Below are 18,177 nucleotides of genomic sequence, written 5' to 3'. Positions count from 1 at the left end.
GTCAACGATCGTGGCCCGTGTCGCGGGCCCAGTCCTGTTGACGTCCTGCGGCTGGAGGAACGCCCGGCCACGGATGGCCCAGCGGCGTCCCTCATCCGGCTCCCAGCAGGTCCCCCTGGGCCTCCCGCTCGAGCATCTCCCGCAACGGCCCCTCCACCGCCGCCAGCTCGCCATGGCCGCCCCGCTGGACCACCCGGCCCTCCGCGAGGACGATCACCTCGTCGACCCCCTCGAGTCCGGCCAGCCGGTGGGTGATCAGCAGGGTGGTACGGCCCTCGGTGGCGGCGAGCAGGTCCGCGGTGAGCGCGTCCGCCGTCGGCAGGTCGAGGTGTTCCGCGGGCTCGTCGAGGATCAGGACGGGGAAGTCGGCGAGCAGGGCGCGGGCCAGGGCCAGCCGCTGCCGCTGACCGCCGGACAACCGGGCGCCGTGCTCGCCGATCAGGGTGTCCAGGCCGTCGGGCAGCGCCTCCGCCCAGTCGAGGAGCCGGGCCCGCGCGAGCGCGTCCCGCAGTTCCGTCTCGCTCGCGTCCTTCCGCGCGAGCAGCAGGTTCTCCCGCACCGAGCTGTCGAAGAGGTGGGCGTCCTGCGCGCAGAGTCCGACCAGGCGCCGTACGTCGTCGCCGTCGAGCGTGTAGGCGTCCGCGCCGCCCAGCGTGTACGTGCCGGCGTCCGCGTCCAGGAACCGCAGCAGGACCTGCGCCAGGGTCGTCTTGCCCGCGCCCGAGGCGCCGACCACGGCGACCCGGCGGCCCTGTTCGAGGGTGAGGTCGAAGCCGCTGAGCGCGTCCCGCCGCTGCCCGTCGTACCGGGCGGTGAGCCCTTGCAGGACGAGCGGGAAGGGCGAGGGGGGAGCCGGCTGCGGCTGCTCGGGTTCGCGTACGGGCTCCGGGGCGTCCAGCACTTCGTGGACGCGCTCGGCGCTCCGGCGCACCCGCTGGCGGTGCTGCACGGCGAGCGGCAGCCCCAGGACCGCCTCGAACGCGGCCAGGGGCGTGAGCACCAGGACCGCCATGAGCACCCCGTCGAGCCGCCCCTCGGCGACGGCCTGTGCGCCCACGAGAGCGGAGGCCGCGACGGTCAGCCCGGTGACCAGCGCGGTGAGCCCGTCGCCGAGCGCCGTCGCGGTGGCGGCGCGGGAGGCGATGCAGGTCAGCGCTGCGTCGGCCTGCCGTGTCCGAGCGGTCCGCGCCGGCAGCGCACCGGCGACCGTCAACTCGGCCGTTCCGGTCAGCAGCTCGGCCACCCGGGTCGCCAGTACGCCCCGGGCGGGCGCCAGCCTCCGTTCCGCCCGGCGTGCCACGGCCCCCGTCACCAGGGGCACACCCACCCCGGCGGCGAGCAGCCCGACGGCGAGGACGGCACCGGCCTCGGGCAGCAGCCAGGCGGTGAAGCAGACGGAACCGGCCGACACGACGAACGCGGCCCCCGCGGGCAGCAGCCAGCGCAGCCAGTAGTCCTGCAGGACGTCCACATCGGCGACCAGCCGGGACAACAGGTCGCCCCGCCGGGCCGTGCGCAGCCCCGCCGGGGCCAGCCGCTCAAGGCGCCGGAAGACGGCGACGCGGGTGTCGGCCAGCATGCGCAGGACGGCATCGTGGGACACCAGCCGCTCCGCGTACCGGAACACGGCCCGTCCGATCCCGAACGTCCGCGTGGCCGTGACGGCCACCATCAGATAGAGCACCGGCGGCTGCTGGGAGGCCCGCGAGATCAGCCAACCGGAGGTGGCCATCAGCCCCACCGCACTGCCGAGCGCGAGACTCCCGAGCACCAGGGCGAGGCCGAGCCGCCCACGACGGGGTCCGGCCATGGCACGGACTCGGGCGAGCACGCCACCGCGCCTCACCGGGGGCGGGACAGGGGCCGGCTCCCCTTGGGCAGGTGGCGTGCTCAGCGTCTCGCGGCGCGGGCGCGGCTCGGGGCCGGCCTGCGCGAGCAGACTCGACGTGACGTGCTGCTCCGCCTCCAGCCGCACCACCCGGTCCGCCAATCCGAGCAGTGCCGGCCGGTGCACCACCAGAAGGACGGTCCGCCCGACGGTGAGACGGCGCACCGCTTCCACGATCTCCGCCTCGGTCGCCCCGTCCAGGGACGCCGTCGGCTCGTCCAGCAGCAGCACCGGCCGGTCCGCGAGGAACGCCCGTGCCAGGGCGAGCCGTTGCCGCTGCCCGGCGGAGAGGCCCGCACCGTCCTCGCCGAGCACCGTGCGGATCCCCTCGGGCAGCGCGTCCACGAACGGAAGCGCCCCGGCGTCGGCCAGCGCCCTTCGTACCGCCGTGTCGTCCGCGTCCGGGCGCGCCAGCCGTACGTTGTCGGCGATCGTGCCCGCGTACAGATGAGGCCGCTGCGGCACCCAGGCGATCCGTGAGCGCCACTCCTCCAGATCGGCCGAGGCGAGATCGACTCCCCCGACCCGTACGCGCCCCTCGGTGGGCGGCACGAATCCGAGCAGTACGTTCAGCAGGGTCGACTTGCCCGCTCCGCTCGGTCCCACGAGGGCCACCGTTTCACCGGGCGCGACGGTGAGCGACACGTCGGACACCGCGGCGGACGACCGCCCGGGATAGCGGACGGTCACCTCCTCGAAGACGATCGGCCCGTCCGGGACGCGCCGTTCACCGGAGGCCGGTACCGGAGTCTCCAGCACCGCGAAGATCTCCTCGGCTGCGGAGAGCCCCTCCGCCGCCGCGTGGTACTGCGTCCCCACCTGCCGCAACGGCAGATATGCCTCCGGGGCCAGCACCAGGATGACCAGCCCGATGTAGAGGTCCATGTCGCCGTGGACGAGCCGCATACCGATCTCGACGGCGACGAGCGCGACCGAGATCGTCGCCAGGAGCTCCAGCGCGAAGGACGACAGGAAGGCGATGCGCAGCGTCCGCATGGTCGCCTGCCGGTACTCGCCGGTGATCCGCTTGATCGACTCGGCCTGAGCCTTGGCCCGGCCGAACACCTTGAGCGTCGGCAGTCCGGCGACCACGTCGAGGAAGTGCCCGGACAGCCGCGACAACAACCGCCACTGACGGTCCATCCGGGTCTGTGTCGCCCAGCCGATCAACATCATGAAGAGGGGGATCAGCGGCAGAGTGCCGGCGATGATCGCCGCCGAGACCCAGTCCTCGGTGACGATCCGCGCCAGCACCGCCACCGGTACCACCACCGCGAGCCCCAACTGCGGCAGATAGCGCGAGAAGTAGTCGTCGAGGGCATCGACTCCCCGTGTGGCCAGAGCGACCAGCGAACCGGTTCGCTGCCCGCTGAGCCATCCGGGACCGAGGGCCCCGGCTCGCTCCAGCAGCCTCGCCCGCAGTTCCGACTTCACCGCCGCGCTCGCGCGGTGGGCGGAGAGTTCGGTGAGCCAGGACACCAGGGCGCGTCCGACCGCCACGGCCGCCAGAAGCAACAGAGACGCGCGGAGTTCACTGATCGCATGGTGGCGCTGGAAGGCGCCGACCACCACCTCGGCGATCAGCATCGCCTGGGCGATGACCAGAGCCGCGCCGATGGCGCCCAGGCCGATGACCGCCCCGAGGAAGAAGCGTGTGGCCCGCGCATAGCGGAGCAGTCGTGGATCGATCGGTTTCACGTGAAACATGCCCTTCGGTCCGGGCGGGGTGTTTCACGTGAAACACCCCGCCCCACCAGATTCAGTGCACGGCACCGGCGGACGTGTCGGCGGCGATGTGCTGGGTGCCGATGCGCTTGCGGAACACCCAGTAGGTCCAGCCCTGATAGAGAAGGACGATCGGCGTGGCGATCCCGGCGCACCACGTCATGATCTTCAGGGTGTAGGGGCTCGACGAGGCGTTGCTCACCGTCAGGCTCCAGTCCGCGTTCAGCGTGGACGGCATGACGTTCGGGAAGAGCGTCAGGAACAGCATGGTGACCGCGGCCACAATGGTGACGCCGGAGAACGCGAACGACCATCCCTCGCGCCCTGCCTGGTTGGCCACGAGCGCCGCGACGAGCGCGGCCACCGCCACGCCCAGGGCGACCAGGCTCTTGCCGTCCCCTTGGTCGATCTGCGTCCAGGTGAGGAAGAGAACCGCCAGCCCGGCGGTGACCGACCCGATGCCCAGAGCCAGCTTCCGAGCCCGCTGCCGGATGTCCCCGACGGTCTTCAGTGCGGTGAACACCGTCCCGTGGAAGGTGAACAGAGCCAGCGTGACCAGGCCGCCGAGGAGCGCGAACGGATTGAGCAGATCCCAGACGCTGCCCACGTACTCCAGGTGCTGGTCGATCTTCACACCCCGCACGATGTTGGCGAAGGCCACGCCCCACAGGAACGCCGGGATCAGCGAGGTCCAGAAGATCGCGTTCTCCCAGTTCCGCTGCCAGTTCTCCTCGGGCCGCTTCGCCCGGTACTCGAAGGCGACACCGCGCACGATCAGACAGACCAGGATGACCAGCAGCGGCAGGTAGAAGCCGGAGAAGAGCGTGGCGTACCACTCGGGGAAGGCGGCGAACGTGGCGCCGCCCGCACTGAGCAGCCATACCTCGTTGCCGTCCCAGACCGGACCGATGGTGTTGATCAGTACCCGCCGCTCGGGGCGGTTGCGGGCCAGCAGCTTGGTGAGGATGCCGACCCCGAAGTCGAAGCCCTCCAGGAAGAAGTAGCCGATCCAGAGGACCGCGATAAGGACGAACCAGACGTCGTGAAGTTGCATGGTGTGAGCGCTCCCTGGGCCTAGTACGAGAAGGCCATCGGCTTTTCGGCGTCCCTGGAGTCGCCGCCGAGCCTGGTGGGCGGGTTGAGATCGGACTCGGTGAGCTCGGGCGGTCCGGCCTTGACGTACTTCGTCAGCAGCTTCACCTCGACGACGGCGAGGATCGCGTAGAGCACGGTGAACACGGTCATCGACGTGATGACCTCGCCCTGGGAGACACCGGGGGAGACGGCGTCACGGGTGCGCAGCACGCCGTAGACGACCCACGGCTGACGGCCCATCTCGGTGAAGATCCAGCCCCAGGAGTTGGCGATGAGCGGGAAGGCGAGGGTCCAGATCGCGATGCGCCAGTACCAGGTGGTGAGTGTCGGGCCGAGTGCCTTGTTCCTGAACAGGACCAGATGCGGCACCTCGTCCTCACCGACCCGCAGATGCTGCGGCAGCAGGAACTTCTTGCGGGTCAGCCAGAGCCCGGCAAGGCCGATGGCGAAGGACGCCATGCCGAAGCCGATCATCCAGCGGAAGCCCCAGAAGGTGACGGGGATGATGGGGCGGTAGTCGCCGGGGCCGTACTTCTGCTGTTCGGCCTTGTTGGTGTCGTTGATGCCGGGGACGTACGAGGTGAAGTCGTCGTCGGCCAGGAAGGACAGCAGGCCGGGAACGGACAGTTCGACGGAGTTGTGGCCCTTGCTGACGTCGCCGTACGCGAAGATCGAGAACGGCGCCGAGTTCTGCCCGTCCCACAGGGCCTCGGCGGCGGCCATCTTCATCGGCTGCTGCTTGAACATGACCTTGCCGAGGACGTCACCGCTGACCGCGGTGAGCAGGCCGGCGATGACGACGGTGACCAGTCCGAGCCGCAGCGAGCTCTTCATCACGGGGACGTGCTTCTTGCGGAGCAGGTGGTAGGCGGCGATACCGACCATGAAGGCGCCGCCGGTGAGGAAGGACGCGGACAGGGTGTGGAAGACCTGCGCGAGCGCGGTGTTCTGGGTCAGGACGTGCCAGAAGTCGGTGAGTTCGGCGCGGCCCTTCACCTTGTTGATCCGGTAGCCGACGGGGTGCTGCATCCAGGAGTTGGCCGCGAGGATGAAGTACGCCGACAGGATCGTGCCGATGGAGACCATCCATATGCAGGCCAGGTGGAGCTTCTTCGGCAGCTTGTCCCAACCGAAGATCCACAGCCCGATGAAGGTGGACTCGAAGAAGAAGGCGATGAGGGCTTCGAACGCGAGCGGGGCACCGAAGACATCGCCCACGAAGCGGGAGTAGGCGGACCAGTTCATGCCGAACTGGAACTCCTGGACGATGCCGGTCACGACACCCATCGCGATATTGATCAGGAAGAGCTTGCCCCAGAACTTCGTCGCCCTGAGGTACCTCTCCTTCTCCGTCCGTACCCACGCGGTCTGCAGGCCGGCCGTCAGCGCGGCGAGCGAGATCGTGAGCGGGACGAACAGGAAGTGGTAGACGGTGGTGATGCCGAACTGCCATCGCGCCAGGGTCTCCGGCGCCAAAGCTATGTCCACGTCGTCCTTCTCCTTACGTCGCCGTGGTCACGCGGCAGTCTGCCCTGTTTGCCCCACTCATCATGGGAACAATCGGGCCCGCTTGTGAACGCGTTCACATTCACAAGCAATTATGGCGCATGGTGGTCGCAAGGCGGAGGGGTGGGGGGTCCCTAAGCGGGGACTGTTCGGCATCTGGCACAATCCGCGCCGGTCCGGGTCCCACGCCCCTCGCGCGGGACCCGGGAGGACTCCGCCGGGCTGATCCGAAAGACGGGGTCTAGAGCTCCTTGTGGAAGCCCTCCGCGACCTTCATGAAGATGTCGTTCGCCTCGGCCTCGCCGATCGTCACGCGCACCCCCTCGCCCGGGAAGGGCCGCACGACCACACCGGCCTGCTCACAGGCGGCCGCGAAGTCCACCGTGCGCTCCCCCAGCCGCAGCCACACGAAGTTCGCCTGCGTCTCGGGCACCGTCCAGCCCTGGGCGCGCAGCGCGTCCACCACGCGCGTGCGCTCGCACACCAGCGAGCCGACCCGGCCGAGCAGCTCGTCCTCCGCGCGCAGCGAGGCGATCGCCGCCTCCTGCGCCAGCTGGCTGACACCGAACGGCACCGCCGTCTTGCGCAGCGCCGCGGCCACCGGCTCCTGCGCGACCGCGAAGCCGACGCGCAGCCCGGCGAGGCCGTACGCCTTGGAGAAGGTGCGCAGCACGCACACGTTCGGCCGCTTGCGGTAGAGCTGGATGCCGTCCGGCACCTGGACGTCGCGGACGAACTCGCGGTACGCCTCGTCGAGCACCACCAGCACATCGCCCGGCACACGGTCCAGGAAGCGCTCCAGCTCCTCCCGGCGCACGACGGTGCCCGTCGGGTTGTTCGGGTTGCAGACGAAGATCAGCCGGGTCCGGTCGGTGATCGCGTCGGCCATCGCGTCCAGGTCGTGCACGTCGCCCTCGGTCAGCGGCACCTGCACCGATGTGGCACCACTGATGCGGGTGATGATCGGGTACGCCTCGAAGGACCGCCAGGCGTAGATCACCTCGTCGCCCGGGCCGCTCGTGGCCTGCAGCAGCTGCTGTGCCACACCGACCGAGCCCGTCCCGGTCGCGAGGTGCGACTGGGGCACCCCGAAGCGCTCCGACAGCTCGCTCATCAGGCCCGTGCACGCCATGTCCGGGTAGCGGTTGAAGGACGCGGCCGCCGTGGTCACCGTCTCCAAAACGCCCGGCAGCGGGGGGTAGGGATTCTCGTTCGAGGACAGCTTGTAGGCCACCGGGCCGCCGGCCGCGGCAGGCTTGCCGGGCTTGTAGGTGGGGATATCCTCCAGCTCGGCACGCAGCCTCGGGCTCGTCTCGCTCACCGCAGTCCTCCTCGCGCACACCACCGGCTCGTGACCGCCACCGGCGTCCAATGCTTCTCACCTTATGAGGATTCGGGGCCACTGCGAATGGGCTGTGGACAACCGCTCCGTCCCGTGTGGATCACGGCACGGACAGGCCGGTGGCCGGGCTGGTGTCCGTACGGATGCGGGCGGGTGACCGCATGGATGCGGGGCGGGTGGCCGTGCAGATGCGGGCGAGTGGCCACGGATCCGGACGGATGGCCGTACCAACCCGGACAGATCGCCGTACGACCCCGCGCGCGTCACTGCGCGAAGGCGCGTGAATCCGGGGGCGCGTCGCCCCCTGTCGCACGCGCCGGTGGCTCACGCCGTGGCGCGCATCCCCCGTGAAGGTGAGTTGAGACCTCTTCGCAATATGGCCACCTCGACAGGCCCATGCGGGCCGTCGCGCCATCTATTGACCTTAGATCGTTCGAGTCCCTTGCATTCCAAGGTACTTGAGTGTTTTTGATCATGCAGAAACGTACCTGTCAACGGGTGCATATGCGTCCGCACTACCCCACCACATGAGCCCTACTATCGGCTCGCCATGACAGCAGCAGGGAAGCACCAGGTGAGCCGGGCGGAGACCTCCCGCCGAGGCAGCCGGCCGGGCCGGGCGGGCATCAGAGACGTGGCCGCCGCCGCCGGGGTCTCCATCACGACCGTCTCCGACGCCCTCAACGGCAAGGGCCGGCTGCCGGACGCCACCCGACGCCACGTCCGCGAGGTCGCCGACAGGCTGGGCTACCGCCCGTCGGCCGCGGCCCGCACCCTCCGTACCGGCAAGTCGGGCCTCATCGGCCTGACCGTGACGACGTACGGGGATGAACCTTTCACCTTCACCGAATTCGCGTACTTCGCGGAGATGGCCAGGGCCGCCACCTCCGCCGCGCTCGCCCGGGGATACGCCCTGGTCATCCTGCCCGCCACCTCGCGCCACGACGTGTGGTCGAACGTCGCCCTTGACGGCACGGTCGTCATCGACCCCTCCGACCAGGACCCCGTGGTCACCGAGCTGGTCCGGCAGGGGTTACCGGTCGTCTCCGACGGCCGCCCGGCCGGCTCGCTGCCGGTCACCGCCTGGGTCGACAACGACCACGAGGCCGCCGTCCTCGGCATCCTCGACCATCTGGCGGAGGCGGGCGCCCGCCGCATCGGGCTGCTGACCGGCACCACGACGGACACGTACACGCACCTGTCCACGACCGCGTACCTCAACTGGTGCGAGCGCGTCGGACAGGACCCGGTCTACGAGGCCTACCCGGCACACGACCCGTGCGCGGGCGCCGTCGCCGCCGACCGGCTGCTGGCCCGTCCGGACCGCCCCGACGCGGTCTACGGGCTCTTCGACCCGAACGGCACCGATCTGCTCGCCGCGGCCCGCCGCTACGGCCTGCGCGTCCCCGACGACCTGCTGCTCGTGTGCTGCAGCGAGTCCGCCGTGTACGCCAACACCGAGCCTCCCGTCACCACGCTCTCCCTCAAACCCCGCCGGATCGGCACCGCGGTGGTCCAGCTCCTCATCGACGCCATCGAGGGTGTCCAGCCGGAGCAGCCGGTAGAGCAGGTGATACCGACCGAACTGATCGTGCGTACGTCGTCCGAGCGACGCCCGCCCCGCACCACGGTCAGCCCGCCCCGGTCACCCGAGCAGAGATAGCCCGCACGGGGCCCGCGTGTGACGCAACAGTCGCCCGCGGGCGACCGACCGCCGGGACACCGGCGGAAACCCCCGCCCATTTAGGGCGAATGCCGCGGTGAACTGGAGGGCTTCCCCGATTCACCACCCCTGGGTCATCACATGGCGCGATCCGCATTCCTATGATGGGCCCACGACACCGCGGGCCGCTGCGACCAGGCAGTCCGATGCGGTGCAGATGCGGCGCGATGGTGGAGGGGTCGATGACTCAGGGGGCCGGTCAGGGACCCGAGGTGGAGCGGACGGCGACGCTGCGCGACTTCCGGGTGCCCGCGTACGTCCACGAGGCCGGTCCGTACGCGCAGAGCACGCCCCACGACCAGGTCACCGGCCCCGTCGCCGCCCCGGAGACCTACCCCCATGGCTACTCCGACGCCTACACGCCCACCGAACGGGACCTCCCGGTCGTCGACCGCGGTGACGCTCTCCAGGCGAACGTCGCTCCCACGTCCGCGCCCGCCCCGCAGCCCGCGGAGGGTCCCGGTCCGCTGTTCGTCGTCGGGGACGTGCACGGCTATCTCGACCAGCTCGTGGCGGCGCTCCAGGAGAAGGGCCTCATCGACGCCCAGGGGAACTGGTGCGCGGGCACGGCGCGGCTGTGGTTCCTCGGCGACTTCACCGACCGCGGGCCCGACGGAATCGGCGTCATCGACCTGGTGATGCGGCTGTCCGCGGAGGCGGCCGCGGCCGGCGGCTACTGCAAGGCGCTCATGGGCAACCACGAGCTGCTGCTGCTCGGCGCCAAGCGCTTCGGCGACACGCCGGTCAACTCCGGCGCGGGCACGGCGACCTTCCAGGCGGCCTGGCTGCTCAACGGCGGCCAGAAGACCGACATGGACCGCCTGCAGGACCACCACCTGCAGTGGATGGCCCGCCTCGACGCGGTCGAGGAGGTCGACGGGCACCTGCTGGTCCACTCGGACACCACCGCCTACCTCGACTACGGCGACTCCATCGAGGCGGTCAACGACACCATCCGCGAGACGCTCACCCGCAACGACGCGGACGAGGTGTGGGACCTCTTCCGCAAGTTCACCAAGCGCTTCTCCTTCCGCGACGAGGGCGGCGCCGACGCCGTACGGTCCCTGCTGGACACCTACGGCGGCAGGCGCATCGTCCACGGCCACAGCCCCATTCCCTACCTCCTCGGAGAAGTCGGCTCGGAGGAAGCCGAGGACGGCACGGGTCCGGTGGTCGAGGGGCCGCACATCTACGCGGACGGACTGGCGATCGCGATGGACGGCGGCGTGACCATGGCCGGAAAGCTGCTGGTCCAGCAACTGCCCCTGGATATCTGACCGTTTGGCGGACAGACATCCCCCCGACGGAGGACCGCGCAGAGGAGCGCAGGCCGGGGCCATTTTCCGGAAACCCCCTGTCACCGCGCGCCGTCACCGCTCTACCATCGGCTTATCCGTAGCAGGCTCCCCTCCGTTTCTGCCCGACGGCTCGTCAGCATGCCGAGCCCCAAGCCCTACGGAGCATCGGGGGATGCACATGAACAGCGTTCCGCAGCACCTGCTGAGCGAGGACCGCCAGGACTACGAGCGGGTCCTCGATGAGGCGCTGCGCTCCGCACCACACCGCCCGGATCTGGCCGCTGTTGGTCAGCGGCTGAACCCCGAACAGTTGCGCACCATGGCGCTGAACGCCACCGCCCTCATCACCGCGGCGGCGGCCACCGAGTACCAGCACTACGTGATGGTCCGCGAGGAACTGCGCCGGCCGGCGCCGTCCACCCCGATCGTCCAGGACAGCACCCCCGGTTCCCCGGAGGCGGACCTGGACGCCCTGGGGCTCGCGGCCACCGTGGGAGAGGCCGCCGCGAGCGCCGGGACCGGTGCCGTCATCGCGGTCCTCGCCCCCTTCCTCGCGGGTGCCGCCGCCGCGATCTTCCTGCTCGTGGGGTACATCCTCAAGATGGTCAATCCCGATCAGGCGTTCGCCCGGACGCTCCTGACCACCGGGTGGGTCTTCGGCGCGGTGACCGCGGCGTCGATCATGGTCGCCGCGATCGGCCTGCTGCTCACCGCCCTGCGCAACAGCTCCTCGGGACAGGAGGCGGCCGCGTCGGGCACGTTGACGACGGAGGTGTCCCGGGCCAGGGACGCCTGGCACCAGGCGCTGCTGGAACGCGGCATCCTGCCGTTCCTCCGTGAGGCGCTCAGCGACCCGGGCACGGCCGCGATGACCCGGAAGGCACCGGAGGCGGCCGCCGGCCGCATCCCGCACCTCGGCTACGACCGTCCGGGGTTCAGCAGCCCCGACAGCGGCCCGGCCACCGGCACGCGCCCCAGCTTCACCAGCCCCGACTTCACCAGCCCGGACTTCGGGGGGCCGGAGCACAAGCCGGAGTGACGGGCCCCGGCCGACGACCGGCCGGGTCCACACGAGTCCCCAGCCGGAACGCCCACCATCGGACCGTCACCCGAAGATGTGGGCCCGGACTGCTCCACCCAAGCCGGGCCCGCACTTCTCACTCGGCGCGGGCCGTCCCGCGCCCTGCACGGCGTCGACCCCTGCGAGGGCGAGGACAAGACGCTGCCCCGCAACAGCCTCTGTGGCGTCCCGGGTCAGCGCCCCGCTCGGCCCCGTGTCAGTCGGCGATCGGCAGGTACACCCTGTTCCCCGCCTCCGCGAACTCCTTCGACTTCTGGGCCATGCCCTCCTCGATCTCCTCCCGGCTACCGCCATGTTCGCGGCGGATGTCCTGGGAGATCTTCATCGAGCAGAACTTCGGACCGCACATCGAGCAGAAGTGGGCCGTCTTGGCCGGCTCCGCCGGGAGGGTCTCGTCGTGGAAGTCGCGGGCCGTGTCCGGGTCGAGGGCCAGGTTGAACTGGTCCTCCCAGCGGAACTCGAAGCGCGCGTCGGACAGCGCGTCGTCCCACGCCTGCGCACCCGGATGCCCCTTGGCGAGGTCGGCCGCATGGGCGGCGATCTTGTAGGTGATCACACCGGCCTTGACGTCGTCGCGGTTGGGCAGGCCCAAGTGCTCCTTGGGGGTGACGTAGCAGAGCATGGCCGTGCCCCACCAGGCGATCATCGCGGCGCCGATGCCGGAGGTGATGTGGTCGTACGCAGGCGCGATGTCCGTCGTCAGCGGCCCGAGCGTGTAGAACGGAGCTTCGTCGCAGATCTCCTGCTGAAGGTCGATGTTCTCCTTGATCTTGTGCATCGGGACGTGTCCCGGGCCCTCGATCATGGTCTGTACGTTGAAACGCCTGGCGATGCGGCCGAGTTCCCCGAGCGTGCGCAGTTCCGCGAACTGTGCCTCGTCGTTGGCGTCCGCGATGGAGCCGGGCCTGAGGCCGTCGCCCAGCGAGTACGTGACGTCGTAGGCCGCGAGGATTTCGCACAATTCTTCGAAATTCTCATACAGGAACGACTCCTTGTGGTGGGCGAGGCACCACGCCGCCATGATCGAACCGCCACGCGAGACGATGCCGGTCTTGCGGTTCGCGGTCAGCGGTACGTACGGCAGACGCACCCCCGCGTGCACCGTCATGTAGTCCACGCCCTGCTCGGCCTGCTCGATGACCGTGTCCTTGTAGATCTCCCAGGTCAGTTCCTCGGCCTTCCCGTCGACCTTCTCGAGGGCCTGATAGAGCGGCACCGTGCCGATCGGCACGGGGGAGTTGCGCAGCACCCACTCGCGCGTGGTGTGAATGTTGCGGCCGGTGGACAGGTCCATGACCGTGTCGGCGCCCCAGCGGGTCGCCCAGGTCATCTTCTCGACCTCCTCCTCGATGGAGGAGGTCACGGCGGAGTTGCCGATGTTGGCGTTGACCTTCACCAGGAACCGCTTGCCGATGATCATCGGCTCGATCTCGGGGTGGTTGACGTTGGCCGGGAGGACCGCACGGCCTGCCGCGATCTCCTCGCGTACCACCTCCGGGGACACGTTCTCCCGGAGGGCGACGAACTCCATCTCCGGTGTGATCTCCCCGCGGCGTGCGTACGCCAGTTGCGTCACCGCCTTGCCGTCGCGGCTGCGGCGCGGCTGACGCGGCCGCCCCGGGAACACCGCGTCGAGGTTGCGCAGTCCGCCCCGCGGCGAGGTGTGCTTGATGCCGTCGTCCTCGGGGCGGACGGGACGGCCCGCGTACTCCTCGGTGTCGCCGCGGGCGGTGATCCAGTTCTCCCGCAACGGGGTCAGACCCCTGCGGACGTCGGTCTGGACGAGTGGATCGGTGTACGGGCCGGAGGTGTCGTACAGCGTGACCGACTGCCCGTTGGTGAGGTGCACCCGACGGACCGGCACCCTCAGGTCGGGGCGTGAGCCCTCGATGTATGCCTTGTGCCAGCCGATGGACTGTCCGGCCTCCTGGGACTGTTCGCCTTGAACGGAGGCAGGCGTGCGTACGTCCTTGTTGGTCATGAGACCTACTCCCTACGCCGGCATTACCCGGTAACAGGTTCAGCGGTCGACGCAGCGGTTTCCGCCCGCCGATGTTCCACGTGAAACATCGCGTCTGCGGAGGTCAGCGCCCTCTCAGCCCGGTGCTCCGAGCTCCCGCGTGTGCAAAGGTCCCCCCACGCTAGCGTCTCTTTGCGCGAGCTGAACAGTGGGCCTCACGCCTTCTTGCGATGATGCCTCGGTGACCACGACACAGCATCCGCCCCCGTACCCGCCGCCCGACCCGCCTCATGGCCACGGCCACGGCCACGACCCGGGCGACGCACATGGCCATGGACCGAGCGGCGAGCACGGGCAGGGAGCGCCCGGCGGGCACGGACCGAGTGGGCACGGCCACTCGCACAGCCACAGCCATGGCCCGGCGGCCCCCGTGTCGCGGCACCTGCGCAGAGTGATCGCCGCGATCCTCATCCCCTTCACGGCAGCCGTGGTGGTCGGTCTCGTCGTGCTGTGGCCCGGCGGGGTGCCGTCGCACAAGCGCACCGGCGTGGGATTCGACCGGCAGACCCAGCAGGCCACGGTCACCAGGGTGGTGGAGGTGGACTGCAAGTCCGTGAACGCCTCGGGTGACACCCCGACCGGCGACACCTCCACGGCCGAGGGCTCCTCGGCCCAGCAGCAGTCGACCGGCACGTGCAAGAAGGCGACGGTGCGCGTCGACACGGGCAAGGACCAGGGCCGGACGTTCACGGAGATCGTCCAGCCCGACCAGTCACGGCAGTTGCATCAGGGCGAGAAGGTCGTTGTCGCGTACGAACCGTCCGCCCCCAGGGACCTGCAGTACTCGGTGGCGGATGTGAACCGCAAGCTCCCCATGGCCCTGCTGGCCGGCATCTTCGCCATCGCCGTGGTGGTCGTGGGCCGGATGCGCGGCGTGATGGCGCTCATCGCCCTGGCCGTCAGCTTCCTGGTGCTGAGCCTGTTCATCCTGCCGGCGATCCTGCAGGGCTCGAACCCGCTGCTCGTGGCCGTGGTCGGGTCCAGTGCCATCATGCTGATCGCCCTCTACATGTGCCACGGGCTCTCGGCACGCACCTCGGTGGCGGTGCTCGGCACGCTCATCTCCCTGTCCCTGATCGGTGTGCTGGGCTCCCTGTTCATCGGCTGGGCAGCGCTGACCGGCAACACCGACGACAACACCGGCCTGATCCACGGCCTGTACCCGGGTATCGACATGAGCGGCCTGCTGCTGGCAGGCGTGATCATCGGCTCGCTCGGCGTCCTCGACGATGTGACGGTGACGCAGACGTCGGCGGTCTGGGAGCTCCACGAAGCGAACCCGTCGATGGGCTGGCGTGGTCTGTACCGTGCGGGTATCCGCATCGGCCGCGACCACATCGCGTCGGTCGTCAACACGCTCGTCCTGGCGTACGCGGGTGCCGCTCTGCCGCTGTTGCTGCTGTTCTCGATCGCGCAGAGCAGCGTGGTCACCGTCGCCGACAGCGAGCTGGTCGCGGAGGAGATCGTGCGCACGCTCGTCGGTTCGATCGGCCTGGTCGCGTCGGTGCCGGTGACCACGGCACTGGCCGCCCTGGTGGTCTCCGCCGACCGCTCCGACCGCTCCGCCGCTCCGGCCGCCGTACCGGCCCGCGGTGGGCGCGGGCGGCGCCGCAGGCACTGAGGCGCCCCAAGCCGCGGGGAGGCACCGCAGAAGCGTTACGGCACCCACCGCGCCCCGCACGGCTCCGCGAGGAACCGTTACAGCACGAAGCACGGACTCAGCCCGCGCTCTGCTCCTCGGCCAGGATCCGGTCCAGCGCCTCGTCGAGATGTGCGTCGAAGTCGGCGAGGGAACCCTCCTGACCGAGCGGCACCAGCTTGTCCGTACGGTCCAGGAACGCGACCAGCGGAACCGCCCCGGACCGGAACAAGGCCCGGTCCGCACCCACCTGGAGCCGGATCAGCACATCGCCGAAGGTGTCCGGCTCGGCGGGCGCGATGTGCACATCTCCGTCGCCGCACGGCCGGCCCACTCCGTCGACCAGCAGCTCGCGACCGAACGCCCAGGTCACGGGCGCGTCCCCGGGCAAGTGGAAGGTCAGCCGCACGGCATAGGGATCACAGGTCTCGTAACACAGCTCCACCGGAATGCGGAACGAGAGCTCCTCCGAGACGAGAAAGCTCATCATCACCTCTGCCTGTACCGACTCGCGCATCGTCTACCCCGTCAGTAGCCGTGGACTGGCCAGGAAGCATCCCCTGACACCTGCTGGAAGTTTGCTTAACGTACATGGCAGATCACAAGGAGTGAGTTTTCAGATGCTGATAGAGAGGGCGAGTGTCCCGAGCATCCGTCCGATCTCCTCCTGAAGTCGGCGTGCCACCGGCAGCAGCCGATCGGCCTCACAGGACGGCAGGGAGATCGCCATCGTCGCGGCCGTCGACCCCACGGTCAGGGGAATCGCGGCACACACCGTCCCGAGCGCGTACTCCTGCCGCTCGATCACGGGTTCTGCGCGTTGCAGGCGATCCAGTCGCCGGAGGAACACGCGCTCGTCATGGACGGTGTACTGCGTGATCGCCCGAACGGGGTAGCGGTCGAGGTGGTCTCGGCGGGCGTCGTCGTCGAGCTGGGACAGCAGGCACTGGCCGATCGCATGGGCGTGCCCGGTCTCCCGGAAGTCGGCCCACTCCTCCACCGCCGGGTTGCCGGGGGTGTCGGCGACGCCGAGGACGTCGATCTCGCCTTCGCGATAGACCGCGTAGTAGACGGGGACACCGATGGAATCACGCCATTGTGCGAGCGCGTCGTCCACCATGCTGCGACGTTTCTGCTGGGCTGCGCCGGCGCTCAGCCGCTCGGCCGCCTCGCCGAGGAAGAACAGGCCCTTCTCGCGGCGCAGGTAGCCCTCATGAGTCAGGGTGCGCAGCAGGTGGTAGGCCGTGGGGAGCGCCAGGCCGACCTCGCGGGCCAGTTGTTTGGCGGTGGCTCCGTACGGGCGTCCGGCGACGGCCTCGAGCAGGCGCATCGCGCGCTGTACGGATCCGATGAGGGTGGTGGAGGTCGGTTGTGCGGGCGGCAGCCGGGGGTGTGCCTCCGCCGGTGAGGCACGTCGCTGTGCGGGCGGAGCGGTTGAGTCTGCGGATGCGGTACCAACCGTGGCCAAAGGTCACTCCCGGAGCGCGAGGGCGGCCTCCCGTGCGGGGACACGAGAGGGGATGCGCCGCGCGCGGAGGCTGCCGCGCGCGAGTTCCGGACTTTAACGGTCCGTCACCGCGCTCCGACGGCGTCGCCGGGAAAACTTCCCTCCCCCGAGGGAACGTCCTGTTCCCTGTTACCGCTGAGCCCCCGCCCCCACGGAGCGCCTCCCCGTGAAGCGCCCTTCGTCTCGGCGCTCCGGACGACTCACCAGTCTCCGCGGGATGTGGAGCTCGACATGAACTTCCGTACGACGTAGATGAGTCCGCCGACCAGCGCGACGAAGAGCAGCACCTTGAAGAGCAGCCCGATCACGAAGCCGATGACGGACGCGATCACGCCGCCGAAGACGACCAGGGCGATGACCGGCACCGCGATCCACTTCACCCACCACGGCAAACTCGCGAAGATCTCTCGCATCGCCCTTGTCCTTGTCTCTCGGCGTCTGTGTGCGTCTTCGGGCCCGCGTCCCGTCCGGCGACGGCGCGCGGGTCCTTCGACGTCCTGACCTCGATGCTAGGGCCGCCGAGGGGAGCGGCGGGCGTCTCGCATCCCTTGTCCTCCCCTGATTCCTCCCCTGAGGGAACCCCTAGACGCGCCTCAGCTCTCGGGCGGAGAGAACACCACCAGCACCCTCAGGTCCTCGGTGATGTGGTGGAACTTGTGGGGGACTCCGGCGGGCACATAGACGACGCTGCCGCGCCCGACCTGGGTCGTCTCCATGCCGACGGTGATCGAGGCGCGTCCGCTGACGACGAAGTACACCTCGTCCTGCCGGTGCGGCTTCTGCGGGTCCAGGTCGCCCGCGTCGAGCGCGTACAGGCCGACCGACATGTTCCGCTCCCGCAGGAACTGCAGGTACGCACCCTCGTTGGCGGCGCGCTCCGCCTCCAGTTCGTCCAGCCGGAATGCCTTCATCGCCCTTGTCCGCCCTTGCTCGGTGCTCACCTGTGATCCGGTCTGCCACGATCAGACACATGAAGAATTTCGTAGTCAAGACGATCGCCAACGCGGGGGCCCTCGCCGTCGCCGTCTGGCTCCTGGACAAGATCACCCTCACGGGTACGAGCACCGGCCGGAAGATAGGCACGCTCATCGTCGTGGCGCTGCTGTTCGGCCTGGTGAACTTCCTGGTCAAGCCGATCGTGAAGGTGCTGACCTTCCCGCTGTTCATCCTGACGCTCGGGCTGATCACCCTGGTCGTCAACGCGCTGATGCTGCTGCTCACCTCGTGGCTGGCGGGCAAGCTGGACCTGAGCTTCCATGTCGAGGGCTTCTGGACCGCCGTCCTGGGCGGCCTGATCATCTCGATCGTCTCCTGGGCCCTGCACGTCGTGCTGCCCGACGACAAGGACTGAGT

14 protein-coding genes and 1 riboswitch are annotated in these 18,177 nt (G+C 69.6%); of the genes, 5 read left to right on the top strand and 9 right to left on the bottom strand.

Annotated elements, in window-relative coordinates; translation table 11 throughout:
* Positions 1 to 91 precede the first annotated feature (91 nt).
* The 4 genes from cydD to hisC all read right to left on the bottom strand — a co-directional run bounded on the left by cydD (position 92) and on the right by hisC (position 7,535).
* Positions 92 to 3,595 (bottom strand): thiol reductant ABC exporter subunit CydD, encoded by a 3,504-nt coding sequence (cydD, locus tag ACIRC0_RS18675; protein ID WP_403617226.1) that lies wholly within the window; start codon positions 3,593 to 3,595, stop codon positions 92 to 94.
* A gap of 52 nt (positions 3,596 to 3,647) precedes the next feature.
* The gene (cydB, locus tag ACIRC0_RS18670; RefSeq protein ID WP_403617225.1) at positions 3,648 to 4,667 is read right to left on the bottom strand and encodes a cytochrome d ubiquinol oxidase subunit II; all 1,020 of its coding nucleotides are present in this window, start codon (positions 4,665 to 4,667) and stop codon (positions 3,648 to 3,650) included.
* A 20-nt stretch (positions 4,668 to 4,687) separates the two neighbouring features.
* A complete protein-coding gene (locus tag ACIRC0_RS18665) occupies positions 4,688 to 6,196 on the bottom strand; it encodes a cytochrome ubiquinol oxidase subunit I (RefSeq protein WP_403617224.1) in 1,509 nt (502 codons plus the stop codon).
* 259 nt (positions 6,197 to 6,455) lie between these two features.
* Positions 6,456 to 7,535 (bottom strand): histidinol-phosphate transaminase, encoded by a 1,080-nt coding sequence (gene hisC / locus ACIRC0_RS18660; RefSeq protein WP_403617223.1) that lies wholly within the window; start codon positions 7,533 to 7,535, stop codon positions 6,456 to 6,458.
* A 571-nt stretch (positions 7,536 to 8,106) separates the two neighbouring features.
* On the opposite strand from hisC, the gene ACIRC0_RS18655 reads away from it, so the two are divergent.
* From ACIRC0_RS18655 to ACIRC0_RS18645, 3 genes are all read left to right on the top strand, one after another.
* Positions 8,107 to 9,219, top strand: a complete 1,113-nt coding sequence (locus ACIRC0_RS18655; protein ID WP_403617222.1) for a LacI family DNA-binding transcriptional regulator — start codon at positions 8,107 to 8,109, stop codon at positions 9,217 to 9,219.
* Between the two features lie 227 nt (positions 9,220 to 9,446).
* Complete coding sequence (locus ACIRC0_RS18650; RefSeq protein WP_403617221.1) at positions 9,447 to 10,556, top strand: metallophosphoesterase; 1,110 nt, start codon at positions 9,447 to 9,449, stop codon at positions 10,554 to 10,556.
* Between the two features lie 193 nt (positions 10,557 to 10,749).
* Entirely contained in the window at positions 10,750 to 11,616 is an 867-nt protein-coding gene (locus tag ACIRC0_RS18645; RefSeq protein ID WP_403617220.1) for a hypothetical protein, read from the top strand.
* A 238-nt stretch (positions 11,617 to 11,854) separates the two neighbouring features.
* Here the strand turns inward: ACIRC0_RS18645 and thiC are convergent, their stop codons facing one another.
* A complete protein-coding gene (gene thiC / locus ACIRC0_RS18640) occupies positions 11,855 to 13,639 on the bottom strand; it encodes a phosphomethylpyrimidine synthase ThiC (protein WP_403617219.1) in 1,785 nt (594 codons plus the stop codon).
* Positions 13,632 to 13,788: riboswitch (TPP riboswitch) on the bottom strand. (Overlaps the previous gene by 8 nt.)
* Positions 13,789 to 13,859: 71 nt before the next feature.
* Between thiC and ACIRC0_RS18635 the strand changes: the two genes are divergently transcribed.
* Complete coding sequence (locus ACIRC0_RS18635; protein WP_403617218.1) at positions 13,860 to 15,299, top strand: YibE/F family protein; 1,440 nt, start codon at positions 13,860 to 13,862, stop codon at positions 15,297 to 15,299.
* Positions 15,300 to 15,396: 97 nt separating this feature from the next.
* On the opposite strand, the gene ACIRC0_RS18630 is transcribed toward ACIRC0_RS18635, so the two are convergent.
* From ACIRC0_RS18630 to ACIRC0_RS18615, 4 genes are all read right to left on the bottom strand, one after another.
* Positions 15,397 to 15,834, bottom strand: a complete 438-nt coding sequence (locus tag ACIRC0_RS18630; protein ID WP_059127372.1) for an SsgA family sporulation/cell division regulator — start codon at positions 15,832 to 15,834, stop codon at positions 15,397 to 15,399.
* 99 nt (positions 15,835 to 15,933) lie between these two features.
* Entirely contained in the window at positions 15,934 to 16,785 is an 852-nt protein-coding gene (locus tag ACIRC0_RS18625; RefSeq protein ID WP_403617217.1) for an IclR family transcriptional regulator, read from the bottom strand.
* A 239-nt stretch (positions 16,786 to 17,024) separates the two neighbouring features.
* Entirely contained in the window at positions 17,025 to 17,237 is a 213-nt protein-coding gene (locus ACIRC0_RS18620; RefSeq protein WP_403617216.1) for a DUF5326 family protein, read from the bottom strand.
* Between the two features lie 180 nt (positions 17,238 to 17,417).
* Entirely contained in the window at positions 17,418 to 17,735 is a 318-nt protein-coding gene (locus ACIRC0_RS18615; protein WP_103837260.1) for a cupin domain-containing protein, read from the bottom strand.
* Between the two features lie 59 nt (positions 17,736 to 17,794).
* On the opposite strand from ACIRC0_RS18615, the gene ACIRC0_RS18610 reads away from it, so the two are divergent.
* The gene (locus ACIRC0_RS18610; RefSeq protein WP_403617215.1) at positions 17,795 to 18,175 is read left to right on the top strand and encodes a phage holin family protein; all 381 of its coding nucleotides are present in this window, start codon (positions 17,795 to 17,797) and stop codon (positions 18,173 to 18,175) included.
* Positions 18,176 to 18,177 lie beyond the last annotated feature (2 nt).

Source organism: Streptomyces sp. NPDC093984 (assembly GCF_044764595.1).
GTDB classification, from domain to species: Bacteria; Actinomycetota; Actinomycetes; order Streptomycetales; family Streptomycetaceae; genus Streptomyces; species Streptomyces cynarae.
This window is presented reverse-complemented; position numbering and strand designations above follow the sequence as displayed.